Below are 15,279 nucleotides of genomic sequence, written 5' to 3' on the forward strand. Positions count from 1 at the left end.
GGCGCGATGAGAATCGACCCAGCTGACCCACGTGACTCACGTCGCCCGGCATCGCCAGGCGCCCGGGCCTCATGGGGGACTCGGCCCGGGCGCCTCGGCGCGGCAACGGCTTCCGCACCACTCCCCAGCAGTGGCGGCATGCCGCGCGTGGACGACGCTACCAGTGGGTAGCGGGGTTCGTGAAGCCGTCCAGGGGTTGACGTGCCTGCCCCGGCACGAAAGCGTGGGGAAGCATGGCCCCCGCAGAGACAGCCCGCATTACCCTGAGCCCCGCCTTCACCGTGGGGCCCGTGCGGCGCGAGACATTCGGCACGTTCGTGGAGCACCTCGGCCGCTGCGTCTACACCGGCATCTACGAGCCCGGGCACCCCACCGCGGACGACGACGGGTGGCGCGGTGACGTCCTCGATCTCACCCGCGAGCTCGGGGTGAGCACCGTACGCTACCCCGGCGGCAACTTCGTCTCCGGGTACCGCTGGGAGGACGGCATCGGCCCCAAGGACCAGCGCCCCAGACGACTCGACCTCGCATGGCACTCGACCGAAACCAATCAGGTGGGCCTCGACGATTTCGTGGGATGGTGCGCGAAGGCGGGCGTGGAGCCCATGATGGCCGTCAACCTCGGCACCCGCGGCGTGCAGGAGGCGCTCGACGTCCTCGAGTACTGCAACATCCCCTCCGGCACGGCGCTGTCCGACCTCCGCCGCAAGAACGGCGCCCCGGAGCCTTACGGCATCACGGTCTGGTGCCTCGGCAACGAGATGGACGGCCCGTGGCAGATCGGACACAAGACGGCGGTGGAGTATGGGCGGCTCGCCGCGGAGACGGCCCGGGCGCTGCGGATGGTGGGCGGGGATGGGCTGCGGCTCGTCGCGTGCGGCAGCTCCGGGCCGGGCATGGACACGTTCGGCGAGTGGGAGCGCATCGTCTTGGGGGAGACGTACGAGTTTGTGGACTACATCTCCGCGCACCTGTACGTGGAGAACAAGGGCGACCTCGCCGACCACCTCGCGGCCGGAACGGTCATGGACGCCTTCATCCGCGACATCGTCGCCCACATCGACCACGTCAAGAGTGTGAAGAAGACCAGCAAAGACGTGCACATCTCCTTCGACGAGTGGAACGTGTGGCACATGTCCCGGCCTCGGGTGCCGGTCCCGACCGGGGACGACTGGCCCGAGGCGCCCGCACTCACCGAGGACCTCTACACGGTGGCCGACGCCGTGGTGGTCGGCGACCTGCTCATCACCCTCCTGCGCCACACCGACCGGGTCCACTCGGCCTCGCTCGCCCAGCTCGTCAACGTCATCGCTCCGATCATGACCGCACCCGGCGGCGCCGCCTGGAAGCAGACCACGTTCCATCCCTTCGCCCTCACCTCCGCCCACGCCCACGGCGAGGTGCTCGAGGTGGCGACCGAGTCGCCGTCGTATGCGTCCGCGGAGCACGGCGAGGTGGCCGCCCTCTCCGCCGTCGCGACGCACGACGCCGCGTCCGGCGCCGTGACCGTGTTCGCCGTCAACCGCGGCACGGATGCCCCGCTCGCCCTCGAGGCCGATGTCAGCGCGTTCGCCGGGCTCGCGCTGGTGGAGGCGGTGGTCTTCGCGCACGAGGACCCGCTCTGGCGGGCCTCCGAGGAGGACTCGACGTCGGTGCTGCCCATGCCGCTCGAGGGCCCGGCGCTCGACGCCGGCCGGCTCACCGCGGCGCTGCCCCCGGTCAGCTGGGCGATGCTCAGGCTCGGGTAGCCGGGCGGGCAGCCGGCCTGCGAAGGCATCCCCGCCCTTGTGAGAGGGCGCACTCACGTTCCGCGCCGGCCCGCTATGATGGCGGGGATCACACGTGGCCGGCGGGGTCCCCTCGCGGGGCAGACGCGTGCTCGATGAGCTGATGCCACCTGTGCTGGGAGGAATGCCATGGCGGGACGCAGGGTCGCGAGCCGTGCCGAGGCGAAGAGCGGATGGCGCGCGCGCCGCCGGAGGAACCGGCTGGCGAGGGTCGCCCTCATCGCCGTGGGCGTCCTCGTCGTGGTGGGTATCGCGGCGTGGGCCCTGGTACCGCGGCTTCTCAGCGCCACCGCCGCGTCCTGCAACAAGACGGAGACGTATAGCCTCCTCGTCGATCCGACCATGCTGCCAGTGGTCAACGACGCTGTGGGGCGGGTGAGTCCATCAGCGTGTGCAGCCTTCAGGGTCGACGTGGCCGAGCAGACGGACATCGCCGCCCGCGTCGCTGCCGGCGCCCAGGCGCCGGACCTGTGGCTCTCCGACTCGTCCACCCGGGTCACCTCCGTTGTGGCGCTCCCGAAGCCGGACATCGCGGTGGCCTCGGTCGCATCGTCGCCGTCCGTCGTGGCACGCTCCAACGTCGCCCCCGCGCCCGCGAGCTGGTCCGAGCTCCTCGACACCCCCGGGCTCCTCGTGGGCGATCCCCTCACGAGCGCGAGCGCGGCCGCGGCCCTCGCGAGCGCCGTGGCCGAGGGCGAATCCGGAGCTGCGAACCCGGCCTCGCTCGCGGCCTCCCTCGGAAAGCTGGCCCAGAGCGCGGGGCAGAAGTCCCGTGCGAGCCTCGCCGACTCGGCGCTGCTCGACGCCGCCGAGCGCTCCGACTCGCCCGCCGTGGTCTCCGAGGCAGCGTGGGTTGCCTATGCCGCGAGCCGGCCGAACACGAAGCTCACCGCCTCGGCGCCGGGCGGCGCCGCGGCGCTCGCCGACTACCCGATCGCCGTCACGAGCGCGGACCCGGCCCGGCGCGCAGGCGCGGTCGAGGCTGCCCGCGCACTCGCCGGCACCCTGTCCGACGACGCCGCCCACCGCGCCCTCGCGGACCACGGCCTGCGCGTCCCCGGCGGTTCCGTGCCGCAGAGCGGCGCCGACCGGTTCGTCGGGGAGGTCAGGCCCGCGCAGCCCTCCGCGGACGCGCTGACCCGCGCCACGAAGACGTGGGCCCTGCAGGCCGTGCCGTTCCGTTCCCTCGTGGTGATGGACGTCTCCGGATCGATGAATCTCGATGCCGGCGGCAAGACCCGCATGCAGCTCACCCAGGACGCCGCCGCCAAGGGTGCGGCCCTGTTCCCAGACAACGCGCAGCTGGGCATGTGGGCATTCTCCGTGGGCCTGGGCGGCCCCGGCCAGGACTTCAAGGAGCTCGACCCGATCCGGCGTATGGACGCCGTGACGGGCGGGAAGACGCAGCGGCAGCGGCTTGTGGGCGACATCCAGTCGCTCGGCGGGCTCGTGGGGGGCGGCACCGGGCTCTACGACACGGCGCTCGCCGCCTTCCGCACGGTCAAGGCAGGCTACGACCCGCGCGCGGTCAATTCGGTGATCCTCTTCACCGACGGCGCCAACGAGAAGCCGAACTCGATCACGCTTGAGGAGCTCCTCGCGACGCTGTCACGCGAGAAGGACCCGGCCAGACCTGTGGTCTTCGTGACGATCGGCATCACCTCGGACGCCGACGAGGCCGTGCTGAAGCAGATTGCCGCCGCCACGGGCGGGTCGAGCTATGTGGCCAAGGACCCGGCGGACATCCCGAAGGTGTTCACCGAGGCCTTGGTGGCCCGGGCACAGTAGCAGGGGCGCAGGAGCTGCGGGCACACTAGCGCGGCAGCTCCGCAGGTCAGCGCTCGAGGCGGAAGCCGATCTTCAGGGTGACCTGCCAGTCTTTGATCTCGCTGCCCTCGAGGTGGCCCCGCACGGACTGGACCTCGAACCAGTCCAGGTTGCGCACGGTCTGGGCAGCGGCCGCGACGCCGTTCTTGATGGCTGCGTCGATCCCGTCCGGGCTCGTGCCGACGATCTCGGAGATGCTGTACGTGTTGCTGGCCATGGTTCGTCCCTCGTTTCGGGTGAATCGTCCATCCGGGTGCTGGCAGACTATCCCCGTGACCAGTGCTTGGCCAGAGCCCGCGGAACCGCCGCTCTCAGCACTCATCCGGGTCGCGGGGCGGCTGCGAGCGGTCGGGTGCGTCTTCGCAGAGGACGAGGCCGCGCTCCTGGTCGAGGCCGCGACGGACCGGGACGAGCTGGGTCGGCTCGTGGCCCGGCGCACAGCTGGCGAGCCCCTCGAGCACCTTCTCGGGTGGGCAGAGTTCGCGGGGCTGCGGATCGCCGTCGGGCCCGGGGTGTTCGTGCCGCGCCGCCGCTCCGAGCTGCTCGTCCGGCTCGCCGCGGATCACCTCCGTCGGGGAGTCACCTCCTGGGGGTCACCTCCTGCCGGTGCCGTGCACGGAATGCTGCCGGAAGAGCCCCCCGGCTCGCCGGCCGTCGTCATCGATCTCTGCTGCGGCTCGGCGGCGCTGGGGGCGCCCTCGCGGCGACCCTCGAGGCCGACGGATGGCCCGAGCGGGCCCTCGAGTTGCACGCGGCGGACGTCGACCCGGCTGCCGCCGAGTACGCACGCCGGAACCTCGCCAGGTTCGCCCCACTGAGCGGGCACGTGCACACCGGCGACCTCTTCACCCCGCTCCCCGCCGGTATCCGGGGACGCGTGGATGTGATCCTCGCGAATGCGCCGTACGTCCCGACCGACGAGATCGCGTTCATGCCTCCGGAAGCACGCGACCACGAGCCCGTCACTGCACTCGACGGCGGCGCCGACGGGCTTGATCTCCACCGCCGCATCGCGGCACAGGCGCAGGAGTGGCTCGCGCCGGGCGGCCTCCTCCTGATCGAGGTGGGTGCGCGGCAGGTCAGTGCCGCGCTCGGGCTCCTCGGCGCCGTCGGGCTTCATCCGCGCGCCGAGGAGGACCATGACTTCGGCGCGGTCGCGGTGGCGGCGGTGAGGCGTCGGTAGGCTGGGACGTATGACGACGGCGCTCATCACCGGGGCGAGCAGCGGTCTGGGGGCCGAATTCTCGCGGCAGCTCGCGGCGCAGGGCTACGATCTCGTGCTCGTGGCGCGCGGCCAGGACAGGCTTGAGGCCCTCGCCCAGGAGCTGCGGACTGCCCGCGGCATCGAGGTCGAGGTGCTCGCGGCGGACCTGACCGACGCGATCGGGCTGGGCATGGTCACGACCCGCCTCGCAGACCCGTCGCGGCCCATCGGCATCCTCGTCAACAACGCGGGCCTCGGCCTCCTGCACGACTTCCACCACACGCCCCTCGAGGACGAGGTCCACCACCTGCGGCTCCATGTCGAGGCTGCGCTGGCCACGACGCGGGCCGTGCTCCCGGGCATGCTTGCCCGCGGCGAGGGGCGGATCATCAACGTCGCGAGCGTCGCGGCGTACCTGCCCCGCGGGACATATTCGGCGGCGAAGGCCTGGCTGTTGGCCTTCAGCCGGTGGGCGAACGTGCACTACCGGCGCTCGGGCGTCAAGGTCACCGCGCTCTGCCCGGGTCTGACGAGGACCGAGTTCCATGCACGCATGGGCATGGAGACGCGAGGCCTGCCCGGGTGGGCATGGCTCTCGGCCGAGCGGGTGGTCCGTGAGGGGCTCCGCGACAACGAGGCGGGCAAGGCCGTCTCGGTCCCCTCCGCTCTGTACAAGGCAGTCGTGGCCGCCTCGAGGGCCCTCCCGGACCGGCTCATGGGCGGCCCGCCGAGGCGCCCGAGGCGCTGAGTCTGGCGGACGGGCCGACTACTTGGCTGGAAGCTCCATGACGCGGACTGGATTCCCGGCGGCCCACGCCTTGATGTCCTCGACCGCGTCCCGGTAGAAGACCTCGAACTGCTCGCGCGTCACGTACCCGATGTGCGGCGTGAGGAAGGTCCTCGGGGCGGTGCGCAGCGGGTGGTCCGCGGGGAGCGGCTCCACGTCGTACACGTCCAGGGCGGCGCCGCCGATCGTCCCGGCTGCGAGGGCGTCCACGAGGGCGCCCTGGTCGACGATCGGGCCGCGCGACGTGTTCACCAGGAGGGCGTCCGGCTTCATGAGCGCGAGCTCCGCTGCCCCGACGAGTCCGCGCGAGCGCTTGGACAGCACGAGGTGGACGGTGAGGATGTCCGCGGTGGCGAAGAGTTCCTCCTTCTCGACCCTGCGCACGCCCACCTCCGCGGCGCGCTCATCGGTGAGGTTCTGGCTCCAGGCCACGACCTCCATCCCGAAAGCGAGCCCCACGCGCGCCACGTGTTCCCCCAGATTGCCCAGCCCGAGCAGCCCCAGCCGACGCCCCTCGAGGCCTTGGCCCACGGTCGTCTGCCACCCGTCGTCGTGCGTCCAGCCGGTGCCGCCGCTGCCGAGCTCCGCGTCGAGGCGGCGGGTGGCGGCGTGGATGAGCGCCCACGTGTGCTCGGCCGCGGGGGAGGGGAGGTAGCCGGTCGCGCACACCGGGATGCCGCGCGCGGAGGTCGCCTTGAGATCGATCGACGCGTTGCGCCGGCCGGTGGACACGATGAGCCTGAGATTCGGGAGCAGCTCGAGCCGGGCCGCATTGAGCGGGGTCCGCTCCCGCATCGCCACGATCACCTGGAACGGCTCAAGCGCCGCGGCGACGGCGGCGTCGTCGTGCCCGAGATGCCCGCGGAATGCCGTCACCTCCGCGCCGGCCGCCTCGAGGCTGGACCAGTCCGCGACTTCCCGGGCCACCCCCTGATAGTCGTCAAGGATCGCGATCCTGACGCCGTGGAGATCGTGGGGGCGCAGTTCAGTGGGTGAAGTCATGCGTCCAGCCTAGGACCCTTCCAACCCTTGGCGATGGCCGACTCTTGACGGTGACGCCATGATGGCGCCATCATGAAGTCATGGACATCGACGCGCACCTCCTGAACTTGTCGCGGCAGCTCGCAGACGCGGCCGCGCTCGGCGGGGACGAGATGGTCGAGCTCGCCGAGCGGCTCGCCGCACCGCTTCAGGCCTCTGCGCGGCTCGTCCTCCAGGACGCACTGTCCGAGGCCATGCAGGAGGTGACACTCGAGCTCGCGCCCGGGTCGGCCGAGCTGCGGCTCCGCGGGCGTGACATCGACTTCGTGGTCCACCGGCCGCCAGCGGCGGGTGAGTCCTCCTCGAGGGATGACGTCGCCGTGGCGCCATTGAGCATCGCCAAGGACGACGCCGCTCAGGAGCCTCCCGCCGAGGCCGGCACCGCGCGCATCAGCTTCCGCCCGCCGGAGGCGCTCAAGGCGCAGATCGAGGCAGCGGCGGAGCGCGAGGGCCTCTCGGTGAATGCGTTCCTCGTGCGCACGCTCACCACGGCGCTGCGTCCGGCACCACAGCGGCCCCTCCACGCCGATCCCGGAGTGCCTGAGGGCCGCAACGGCTCGCGCCTCGAAGGGTGGGTGTACTGATATGGACGAGTTCGAGACCGAGGGGCCCGTCCGCGCGGTCCTTGACGTCGCCTACGCAGACGTCATCGTGCGGAGCTCCGCGACGTCCACGGCCAGGGTGGACGTCGCGCCCGCCCGCTCGGGCAGGAAGGCGGACGAGGAGGCCGCGGCCGGGACCGCGGTCCGCTTCGCGGACGGCCGGCTCGAGGTCAGCACCCCGAAGCAGCGTGTGCTCGGCGTCCTCGGACGGCTCGGATCCGTCGTGGTCACGGTCGATCTGCCTTCCGGCTCCGATCTTGAGGCCTCGCTCGCCTACGGCGACGTCATCACGTCGGGGCCGCTCGGGCGCGTCATCGCAAAGACCCGCGCGGGAACGGTCCGTGTCGAGGACGGCGCGTCAGTGGACCTCAAGAGCTCCGCGGGGGACGTCGAGGCCGGCCGCGTGCGCGTGGACGGCACGCTCGCGGCGTCGGCCGGGATGGTCCGCGTCGAGGACCTGACCGGGGCCGTGCAGATCAAGTGCGGGACGGGCGGGGTGTCCCTCGGCCGCGTCGCCGGATCGGCCCACGTCACGTGCCCCTACGGGAGCATCAGGGTCCGCGAGGCCGTCTCGGGCAGCCTGAATCTCACGTCCACCTACTCCGATCTCATCGTCGGCCTCGCCGAGGGGACGGCCGCTCGGCTCGATGTCTCCACCAACTACGGCCGCATCCGCAACGAACTCACCCGCTCGGACACGCCGCCACAGGCCACCGAGCGGCTCGAGGTCACCGCCCGCTCAAACTACGGGTCGGTGACTATCCGGCGGGCCTGACGGCCCACTGAACCCATCAATTCCTGCAGGCACGTACTTCAGGAAGGAGTACCGTCATGCCTTCAACCACCACGGCACCCGCCATCAGGGTGCGAGGCCTCGAGAAGTCCTACAAGAAGCTCGAGGTCCTGCGCGGAGTCGACTTCGATGTGGACCGCGGCAGCATCTTCGCCCTGCTCGGCCCCAACGGGGCCGGCAAGACGACGATCGTGAACATCCTGGCCACACTCCTCGCGGCCGACGCCGGTGCTGCCGCAGTCAACGGCTTCGACGTCGCCTCGGACCCGGCCCAGGTCCGCGAGTCCATCAGCCTCACCGGGCAGTTCGCTGCCGTCGACGAGATCCTGACCGGCCGCGAGAACCTTGTGCTCGTGGCACGGCTGCGCCACCAGCCCGACCCGGGAGGCATCGCGGACGGCCTCCTCGCGCGCTTCTCGCTCACGGACGCCGGCTCCCGCAAGGTGTCGACGTACTCCGGCGGCATGCGCCGCCGACTCGATATCGCGATGAGCCTCATCGGCCACCCATCGGTCATCTTCCTCGACGAGCCCACCACCGGGCTCGACCCGCAGGCCAGGCTCGAGGTGTGGGCGGCCGTGAGGGACCTGGCCCGGAACGGCACCACAGTGCTGCTCACCACCCAGACCCTCGACGAGGCCGAGCACCTCGCGGACCGGATCGCCATCCTCAACGAGGGCCGGATCCTGGTCAACGGCACCCTCGACGAGCTCAAGCGGCTCCTGCCGCCCGCGAAGGTCGAGTACGTCGAGAAGCAGCCGACTCTCGAGGACGTGTTCCTCGCACTTGTCGGCACGACAGATCTCGGCACGACAGATCTCAGCACGACGGATCTCAGCAAGACAAAGGAACTCCCATGACCACGCACTTCTTCGGCGACACCGCCGTCCTGACAGGCCGCTCGCTGCGACACATCCTGCGCAGTCCCGACACGATCATCACCACCGCGCTCATGCCGATCGCCTTCATGCTGCTGTTCGTCTACGTCCTCGGCGGCGCGATCAACTCCGGCTCGGACTCGTACGTGCAGTACCTGCTCCCGGGCATCCTGCTGATCACGGTCGCGTCCGGCATCTCGTACACGGCGTACCGGCTGTTCATGGACATGAAGGGCGGCATCTTCGAGCGGTTCCAGTCCATGCCGATCGCGCGCTCCTCCGTGCTGTGGGCGCACGTGCTGACCTCGCTCGTGGCCAACATGGTCGCCGTCGTGGTGGTGGTGCTCGTCGCGCTGGCGATGGGCTTCCGCACGGGGGCGAGCGTGGTGGCCTGGCTCGGCGTGGCAGGCATCGTGGCACTGTTCACGCTCGCGTTGACCTGGCTTGCCGTGATCCCCGGCCTGACCGCGAAGACGGTGGACGGCGCGGGCGCGTTCTCCTATCCGCTGATCCTGCTGCCGTTCATCAGCTCCGCGTTCGTCCCGACCGCGACGATGCCCGGCCCCGTGCGCTGGTTCGCAGAGAACCAGCCGGTCACGTCGATCGTGAACGCGATCCGCGACCTGTTCATGGGCCAGTCGGTCGGCTCCGGCATCTGGGTCGCCCTGGCCTGGTGCGTCGGGATCCTCGTGGTCGCGTACGCCGTGGCGATGCGGGTCTACCGCAGCAAGGTCTCCTAGCCGGCGGGGGGAGCGCTGCGGCCTCACCGGCCCCACACAGGCCCACCGGTGGGGCCGCTACGCTCGTCTCATGGCCCGCAGCTCCCGCACGTCCCGTGATCACAGCGCCCCGCGGCTCGGCGCGCTGGCCCTCACCGGCCTCGTCCATGGCTTCGCGGGAGACATCGAGCCGGGCCGCCGCACCGAGGGGTTCGCGTTCGAGGGCGTGGACCTTGCCGGCCGTGAGCTGGAGTCCTCGACGTTCTCCGAGTGCCTGTTCAAGGACGTCACGGCGCACGACGCCGGCCTCCGCCTCGCCTCATTCGTGGACTGCCGCTTCGTGCGGCTCAGCGCTCCGAGCCTGCCCGCCCCGCGGTCCAGATGGCGTGGCGTCGAGATCGAGGCCTCCCGGCTCGGCTCCGCGGAGCTGTTCGACGCCGAGCTCTCCGGCGTGCTCGTCAGCGGCTGCAAGCTCGGGTACGTCAACCTCCGCGGGGCGACCCTGCAGGACGTGAAGTTCGTGGACTGCGTCATCGACGAGCTCGACCTCGGTGGCGCGACCGCCACCCGCGTGGGCTTCGACGGGGCACAGATCGACGCCCTGGACGTCACCGGGGCCGCCCTCGAGCACGTCGACCTGCGCGGAGCCCGCCTCCACCGGGTGGCCGGTGTCGACGGGCTCCGCGGTGCCACGGTCAGCAGCGTTCAGGCGGTCGAGCTCGCGGAGGTCCTGGCCGCGCGGCTCGGGATCGACGTGCGGGACTGAGTTCCGCTAGCCTGCGGCCGCCGGAACCCTAGCGACCTGGCCCGAGACGGGCCCCGACGCGACCGGCACCTCGCCGGAGACCCGCGCTTCCAGTGCAGTCGCCTCCAGGTCCACGCCCTCCGCTTCAGCGGCCTCGACGGCAGCCGGGTGGTCCAGCGGCAGCTGCAGCGCCGCGCCGTCGTCCGCCACCGCGACCGGCACCTCGGTGAGGGGCATGTGCGTGAGGTCGATGTGCGGGTCCTCCTCCTGGTGCGCGACGACCTCGCGGGCCTCGGCGGGGGTGTCCACGCTCGGCAGCGAGCCCGGCAGCGGGCGCTGTGCTGACTCGCGCAGGAACCAGATGGCCACGGCGCCCACGGCGGAGGTGGCCATGAGGTAGTACGCGGGCATCATGTCGTTGCCAGTGGCCTGGATGAGCGCGTCGATGATGAACGGCGTCGTGCCGCCGAAGATCGCCACCGCGAAGTTGTACGCGATGCCCATCGCGCCGTAGCGGCTCGCGGTCGGGAACTGCGCGGGCAGCGCCGACGCGAGGTTGGCCACGTAGAAGGTCACCGGGAACGCGACGAGCGCGAGGCCCGCGAGCGTGGCCCAGACCGAGCCGACGCCGATCAGCGCGAACGCGGGGACGGACAGCACGATGGTGCTCACGGCGCCGATCCACAGCACGGGCCGGCGGCCGATCCGGTCCGAAAGCCTCCCGGTGAGCGGGATGCACAGGCTCATGACCACGAGCACCGGGATCGTCAACAGGGTTCCGTGCAGGGCGTCGTAGCCCTTCGACTCTGTCAGGTAGGTGGGCATGTAGGAGGTCAGGGCGTAGCCCACCGTGTTCGCCGCGGCCACGAGGACCATCGCCACGATGATCTCGCGCCAGTAGCTCCTGATGATCCCGAGCGGGCCCTTCGCGGCGGCCTCGTCGCTCGTGGCGAGCTCATGCGTGGCGCTCTCCTGCGCCTCGAGCGCGGCCTGGAACGCGGGGCTCTCCTCGATGCGGAGCCGGAACCAGATGGCAATCGCGCCGAGCGGCCCGGCGATGAGGAACGGGATGCGCCATCCGTACGCCTCCATCGCGGCCTGGCCGAGGGCCATCTGCAGGACGGAGACGATCGCCGCGCCGAGCGCGAACCCGAGGTAGGAGCCCATGTCGAGGAAGCTCGCGAGGAAGCCGCGGCGCTTGTCCGCCGCGTACTCCGAGACGAACGTCGTAGCGCCCGCGTACTCGCCGCCGGTGGAGAAGCCCTGGACCAGCTTGATGGCCACCAGCAGGACCGCCGCCCACAGCCCGATCTGCGCATAGCCGGGCAGCAGGCCGAGCGCGAACGTCGAGGCCGCCATCATGATGAGCGTCATCGCGAGGACGCGCTGCCGGCCGATCTTGTCGCCGAGCCAGCCGAAGAACACGCCGCCGGCGGGCCGCGCGATGAAGGTCGCGGCGAACGTGCCGAGCAGGAAGAGGGTCTGGACGGTACGGTCGGCCTCGGGCAGGAACACCGGGCCCATGGTGGTGATGAGGTAGCCGAACACCCCGACGTCGAACCACTCCATCGTGTTGCCCACGATCGTGCCTCCGATGGCTCGTTTGAGCATCGGCTGGTCGACGACATTGACGTCGTCAACCCTCAGTCTGCGCTTGCGGAACACCACCCGGCGGGGCGACCCGGCTCCTTGGGTTTGATCGGTCATCTGACGCTGGTCTCGTGACATGGCAGTCAATCCTAGTAGCGCTGACCGCGACCTGAGAGTATCACTCCGGGTTTCGGGATGACGGCGATCACACGGCGGGCACTCGCCCGGGCGGGGGAGTCGGGCTGCCGCGCACGACGGCGCGTTCCCGCCGATCGCCGTCGTCATGCGGATCAAGGCGACGCGCGACGCCGGCCGCCCGCCCGCGCGCCCGCCCCGCCTCGGCGCGTGCTCCACGGGATCGGATGGTTATCGATTTGTGATCTTTTGGCCTGAAGATCCTCCACCACGCCGCCTGCTCGCGCTGCTCGGTTGCTAGCTGCCCGGGCTGACCGCCTCGTTCAGCTCGGCGACCGCGATCAGCCCCTCGAGGATCTCGGCGAACCGTTCGGGGGTGGGTCCGCCGCCGTCGTCCCTCTCGAGGTCGATCTCGAGCCCGACCTTCGCCGTAGCGCTCGGCGTGCCGGACACCCCCGCGGGGATCGGCACACCGCGCATCCGCTCCATCATCGCCGCGCGTGGATCCGGGGTGAAGCGGACCCTCGGCAGCCACAGCCGCGACGGCGGCGAGACGCGCGCGATCGCCTCCATGAGACCGGCGTCCTGGAGCCGCGCCTCGACCGCCCGGTCTTGGACCGGCATGAGGTCGGGGAACGGACTGAAGCGACGCAGGGCCGCGGGAGCAGCCTCGCGGACGAACTCGTACACGTGGCCGCCGCCGATGCCCAGTCTCGCCTCGGACCGCACGTACCAGGGCGTGGAGCCGCGGCCCTCGAGGCGCAGCCGTAGCACGTTGGCATACACGGGGTTGAAGCTGGTGATCCCGGTGAGCGGGGTCGGGTCGAGACGTTCGAACCACGCCTCGACCGCACGGCCCCGCACGGTTCCCCGCAGGTGGCCCTCGCGATCCACGGTTCCCTGGATGACGGTGGCCAGGCTCTCGAGCCCGGCGTCCTTGCGGCGCCCCAGTCCGAACATCACTGCCTCCTTCTCGAACCGCCCCCGCATGCGAATGGCCCCCGGCAGACGCCTGGGGCGCGCCGAACGTCCCGTGGACATCCGGCGCGCCCCAGCGCTTGCCGTGTGAGAGCTACTCGGTCAGCCTATGCGGCGTCGTGGTCGGTTTCGAGGACGGTGACGAGCCTGTCGAGGGCCTCTTCGGCGCCGGGGCCTTCGGCGCGGAGGATGACCTGCTGGCCGTATTCGGCGCCGAGGCTCATGAGGGAGAGGATGCTGGAGGCGTCCATGGCCTCGTCCGCGGGTTCTCCGGCCTTGGCGATCGTGACCTCGAGGCCGGCCTCGCCGGCGGCCTCGGCGAAGATCGCGGCCGGGCGGGCGTGCAGGCCCACGCGCGAGCCGATCGTAGCGGTGCGTTCTGCCATGTGGTGCTCCTTGTCGTTGGGAGTCGTGCGGGTTGGGGAAAGCCTACGGTCCGCGGCCGGGCAGCCGCGGCGGCGGGTTCAGAGGCCGAGTTCGTCGAGGATCGGCAGGTGGGCGCGGACGGCGTCGCGGGCCTGCTGGGCCGTCGGGGCTGCGAGGGCCAGATCCGCGAGTTCCCGTGCCTTCTCGAGGGTCACCGTCTTCAGGACCGTGTTGACCGCGGCGAGCGACCGCGGAGTCATCGACAGGCTCGTGACGCCGAGCCCGGCGAGCACGACGGCGAGCCCCGGGTCCGCGGCGGACTCGCCGCAGACGCCTACGGGCTTGGGGGTCCCGGTGGCCGCCGCGGTCGCCGCGGCGCCCTCGCACGTCGCCTTGACCAGCGCGAGGACGGCCGGCTGCCACGGGTTGTTGAGGTGGGCGAGCGGGCCGAGCATCCGGTCCGCCGCCATCGCGTACTGCGTGAGGTCGTTCGTGCCCAGAGACGCGAAGTCCGCGTGGGCGAGAATGTGGTTCGCGGTGAGGGCTGCGGAGGGGACCTCGACCATGACCCCGGCGGTCGAGAGGCCCGCCTGGCGGGCGAGGCCGGTGAAGTGCTCGGCCTCGTCCGGCGTCGCGATCATGGGGGCCATGACCCACACCTGGGCCTCGTGGGCGGCGGCCGCGGCCGCGATGGCTTCGAGCTGGCGGGCCAGGACACCGGGGCTCGTCCAGTCGGTCCGGTATCCGCGCACACCGAGTGCGGGGTTGGGCTCCTCCGCGTTGGTGAGGAACGGCAGCGGCTTGTCGGCGCCGGCGTCGAGCGTGCGGATGACGACCTTCTTGCCCGGGAAGTGCTCGAACACGGCCCCGTATGCGGCGACCTGCTCCTCGATGCTCGGCTCGGTGTCGCGGTCGAGGAAGCAGAACTCCGTGCGCAGCAGCCCGACGCCCTCGGCGCCGGCCGCCGCGGCCTTGGCTGCGTCCTTGCCCGTGGCCACGTTCGCCAGCAGGGGGAGCACATGCCCGTCGGCGAGCACATTCGTGCCCGTGAACTGGGCCAGGGCCGCGGCCTGCTTGGTCCACGCCGCGGCGGCGTCCGACTCGGCCTGACCGGGTTCGCTCACGATTCTGCCCGCGGCCCCGTCCACGAAGACGACGGTTCCGTCAGAGATCGCGTCGACACCCTCCGCGGCCACCACGGCGGGAAGGCCCAGCGCCCGGGCAAGGATCGCGGTGTGCGACTGCGGGCCGCCGGCGGAGGTGACGAGGGCGATCACCTTCGCCGGGTCCAGCGTCGCGGTGTCGGCGGGCGCCAGATCCTCGGCGGCGAGCACGAACGGCTCATCCGCGACCGGGATCCCGGGGGCCGGCAGTCCGCGCAGTTCGGCCACGATCCTCGAGCGCACGTCGAGGACGTCAGCTGAGCGTTCGGCCATGTACCCGCCGAGGGACTTCAGCTTCTCCGCGACGGCGGCACCCGACTCCCACACCGCCCGCTCGGCCGAGCGCGACCCGCCGTCGGCCGAAGCATCCAGGAGCTTGATCGCGCCCTTGACGAGCATCGGATCGGCTGCCATGAGCGCGGTGGCCTCGAGGACGCCCTTCGCGTCCCCCGAGGCCCCCGCGGCCCTGGCCTTTAGCGAGGCCTGCACAGCCTTGGACGCGGTGCGGATCCGTTCCGCCTCGGCCTCGGCCGTCGACCCCGCGGGCAGCCCCGCACCGGCCTCCGGCTCCCGGACCGGGGCCGGCATCTGCCGCACCGGCCCCACGACCCGTCCCGGAGTCACACCGACGCCCAAGAACTCCTGCATGATTCGACCTCGAACT

The 15,279-nt window shown here is 71.4% G+C and carries 16 protein-coding genes; 9 read left to right on the top strand and 7 right to left on the bottom strand.

Annotated features, from left to right (window positions below; translation table 11 throughout):
• Nucleotides 1-233 precede the first annotated feature (233 nt).
• On the top strand, nucleotides 234-1,748 hold the full coding sequence (gene arfA, locus SCMU_RS01710; RefSeq protein WP_229231246.1) for an arabinosylfuranosidase ArfA: 1,515 nt from the start codon (nucleotides 234-236) through the stop codon (nucleotides 1,746-1,748).
• Nucleotides 1,749-1,916: 168 nt separating this feature from the next.
• Nucleotides 1,917-3,575, top strand: a complete 1,659-nt coding sequence (locus tag SCMU_RS01715) for a VWA domain-containing protein (protein ID WP_229231247.1) — start codon at nucleotides 1,917-1,919, stop codon at nucleotides 3,573-3,575.
• Nucleotides 3,576-3,621: 46 nt separating this feature from the next.
• Here the strand turns inward: SCMU_RS01715 and SCMU_RS01720 are convergent, their stop codons facing one another.
• Together SCMU_RS01720 and SCMU_RS21105 are read right to left on the bottom strand one after the other, a co-directional pair.
• A complete protein-coding gene (locus SCMU_RS01720) occupies nucleotides 3,622-3,831 on the bottom strand; it encodes a dodecin (RefSeq protein WP_229231248.1) in 210 nt (69 codons plus the stop codon).
• A gap of 94 nt (nucleotides 3,832-3,925) precedes the next feature.
• Nucleotides 3,926-4,180 (bottom strand): hypothetical protein, encoded by a 255-nt coding sequence (locus SCMU_RS21105; RefSeq protein ID WP_443020197.1) that lies wholly within the window; start codon nucleotides 4,178-4,180, stop codon nucleotides 3,926-3,928.
• Between the two features lie 179 nt (nucleotides 4,181-4,359).
• Here SCMU_RS21105 and SCMU_RS21110 point away from each other — a divergent pair, with 179 nt between their 5' ends.
• On the top strand, nucleotides 4,360-4,797 hold the full coding sequence (locus SCMU_RS21110; protein ID WP_443020198.1) for a class I SAM-dependent methyltransferase: 438 nt from the start codon (nucleotides 4,360-4,362) through the stop codon (nucleotides 4,795-4,797).
• A 10-nt stretch (nucleotides 4,798-4,807) separates the two neighbouring features.
• On the top strand, nucleotides 4,808-5,566 hold the full coding sequence (locus SCMU_RS01730) for an SDR family NAD(P)-dependent oxidoreductase (protein ID WP_229231249.1): 759 nt from the start codon (nucleotides 4,808-4,810) through the stop codon (nucleotides 5,564-5,566).
• An 18-nt stretch (nucleotides 5,567-5,584) separates the two neighbouring features.
• Here SCMU_RS01730 and SCMU_RS01735 read toward each other — a convergent pair whose 3' ends face one another.
• Nucleotides 5,585-6,607: a D-2-hydroxyacid dehydrogenase family protein gene (locus SCMU_RS01735; RefSeq protein WP_229231250.1), complete on the bottom strand. Its 1,023-nt coding sequence runs from the start codon at nucleotides 6,605-6,607 to the stop codon at nucleotides 5,585-5,587.
• An 80-nt stretch (nucleotides 6,608-6,687) separates the two neighbouring features.
• On the opposite strand from SCMU_RS01735, the gene SCMU_RS01740 reads away from it, so the two are divergent.
• From SCMU_RS01740 to SCMU_RS01760, 5 genes are all read left to right on the top strand, one after another.
• Nucleotides 6,688-7,230: a histidine kinase gene (locus tag SCMU_RS01740; protein WP_229231251.1), complete on the top strand. Its 543-nt coding sequence runs from the start codon at nucleotides 6,688-6,690 to the stop codon at nucleotides 7,228-7,230.
• Between the two features lies 1 nt (nucleotide 7,231).
• The gene (locus SCMU_RS01745) at nucleotides 7,232-8,023 is read left to right on the top strand and encodes a DUF4097 family beta strand repeat-containing protein (protein WP_229231252.1); all 792 of its coding nucleotides are present in this window, start codon (nucleotides 7,232-7,234) and stop codon (nucleotides 8,021-8,023) included.
• A 56-nt stretch (nucleotides 8,024-8,079) separates the two neighbouring features.
• Entirely contained in the window at nucleotides 8,080-8,901 is an 822-nt protein-coding gene (locus SCMU_RS01750; RefSeq protein WP_229231253.1) for an ABC transporter ATP-binding protein, read from the top strand.
• A complete protein-coding gene (locus SCMU_RS01755) occupies nucleotides 8,898-9,659 on the top strand; it encodes an ABC transporter permease (RefSeq protein WP_229231254.1) in 762 nt (253 codons plus the stop codon). The genes SCMU_RS01750 and SCMU_RS01755 overlap by 4 nt, the downstream gene beginning before the upstream one ends.
• A gap of 70 nt (nucleotides 9,660-9,729) precedes the next feature.
• Nucleotides 9,730-10,404 (top strand): pentapeptide repeat-containing protein, encoded by a 675-nt coding sequence (locus SCMU_RS01760; protein ID WP_229231255.1) that lies wholly within the window; start codon nucleotides 9,730-9,732, stop codon nucleotides 10,402-10,404.
• Between the two features lie 6 nt (nucleotides 10,405-10,410).
• Here the strand turns inward: SCMU_RS01760 and SCMU_RS01765 are convergent, their stop codons facing one another.
• From SCMU_RS01765 to SCMU_RS01780, 4 genes are all read right to left on the bottom strand, one after another.
• Nucleotides 10,411-12,090, bottom strand: a complete 1,680-nt coding sequence (locus tag SCMU_RS01765) for an MFS transporter (RefSeq protein ID WP_229231256.1) — start codon at nucleotides 12,088-12,090, stop codon at nucleotides 10,411-10,413.
• A 315-nt stretch (nucleotides 12,091-12,405) separates the two neighbouring features.
• Nucleotides 12,406-13,068 (bottom strand): hypothetical protein, encoded by a 663-nt coding sequence (locus SCMU_RS01770; RefSeq protein ID WP_229231257.1) that lies wholly within the window; start codon nucleotides 13,066-13,068, stop codon nucleotides 12,406-12,408.
• 125 nt (nucleotides 13,069-13,193) lie between these two features.
• Complete coding sequence (locus SCMU_RS01775) at nucleotides 13,194-13,472, bottom strand: HPr family phosphocarrier protein (RefSeq protein ID WP_229231258.1); 279 nt, start codon at nucleotides 13,470-13,472, stop codon at nucleotides 13,194-13,196.
• Nucleotides 13,473-13,550: 78 nt separating this feature from the next.
• A complete protein-coding gene (locus SCMU_RS01780) occupies nucleotides 13,551-15,263 on the bottom strand; it encodes a putative PEP-binding protein (protein ID WP_229231259.1) in 1,713 nt (570 codons plus the stop codon).
• Between the last annotated feature and the right edge of the window lie 16 nt (nucleotides 15,264-15,279).

This window comes from Sinomonas cyclohexanicum (assembly GCF_020886775.1).
Classification (GTDB): Bacteria; Actinomycetota; Actinomycetes; order Actinomycetales; family Micrococcaceae; genus Sinomonas; species Sinomonas cyclohexanicum.

Bases quoted from the DNA above. Each gene is read 5' to 3' on its own strand.
- arfA (WP_229231246.1), top strand. From the start codon at position 234: ATGGCCCCCGCAGAGACAGCCCGCATTACCCTGAGCCCCGCCTTCACC.
- SCMU_RS01715 (WP_229231247.1), top strand. From the start codon at position 1,917: ATGGCGGGACGCAGGGTCGCGAGCCGTGCCGAGGCGAAGAGCGGATGG.
- SCMU_RS01720 (WP_229231248.1), bottom strand. From the start codon at position 3,831: ATGGCCAGCAACACGTACAGCATCTCCGAGATCGTCGGCACGAGCCCG.
- SCMU_RS01730 (WP_229231249.1), top strand. From the start codon at position 4,808: ATGACGACGGCGCTCATCACCGGGGCGAGCAGCGGTCTGGGGGCCGAA.
- SCMU_RS01735 (WP_229231250.1), bottom strand. From the start codon at position 6,607: ATGACTTCACCCACTGAACTGCGCCCCCACGATCTCCACGGCGTCAGG.
- SCMU_RS01740 (WP_229231251.1), top strand. From the start codon at position 6,688: ATGGACATCGACGCGCACCTCCTGAACTTGTCGCGGCAGCTCGCAGAC.
- SCMU_RS01745 (WP_229231252.1), top strand. From the start codon at position 7,232: ATGGACGAGTTCGAGACCGAGGGGCCCGTCCGCGCGGTCCTTGACGTC.
- SCMU_RS01750 (WP_229231253.1), top strand. From the start codon at position 8,080: ATGCCTTCAACCACCACGGCACCCGCCATCAGGGTGCGAGGCCTCGAG.
- SCMU_RS01755 (WP_229231254.1), top strand. From the start codon at position 8,898: ATGACCACGCACTTCTTCGGCGACACCGCCGTCCTGACAGGCCGCTCG.
- SCMU_RS01760 (WP_229231255.1), top strand. From the start codon at position 9,730: ATGGCCCGCAGCTCCCGCACGTCCCGTGATCACAGCGCCCCGCGGCTC.
- SCMU_RS01765 (WP_229231256.1), bottom strand. From the start codon at position 12,090: ATGACCGATCAAACCCAAGGAGCCGGGTCGCCCCGCCGGGTGGTGTTC.
- SCMU_RS01770 (WP_229231257.1), bottom strand. From the start codon at position 13,068: ATGTTCGGACTGGGGCGCCGCAAGGACGCCGGGCTCGAGAGCCTGGCC.
- SCMU_RS01775 (WP_229231258.1), bottom strand. From the start codon at position 13,472: ATGGCAGAACGCACCGCTACGATCGGCTCGCGCGTGGGCCTGCACGCC.
- SCMU_RS01780 (WP_229231259.1), bottom strand. From the start codon at position 15,263: ATGCAGGAGTTCTTGGGCGTCGGTGTGACTCCGGGACGGGTCGTGGGG.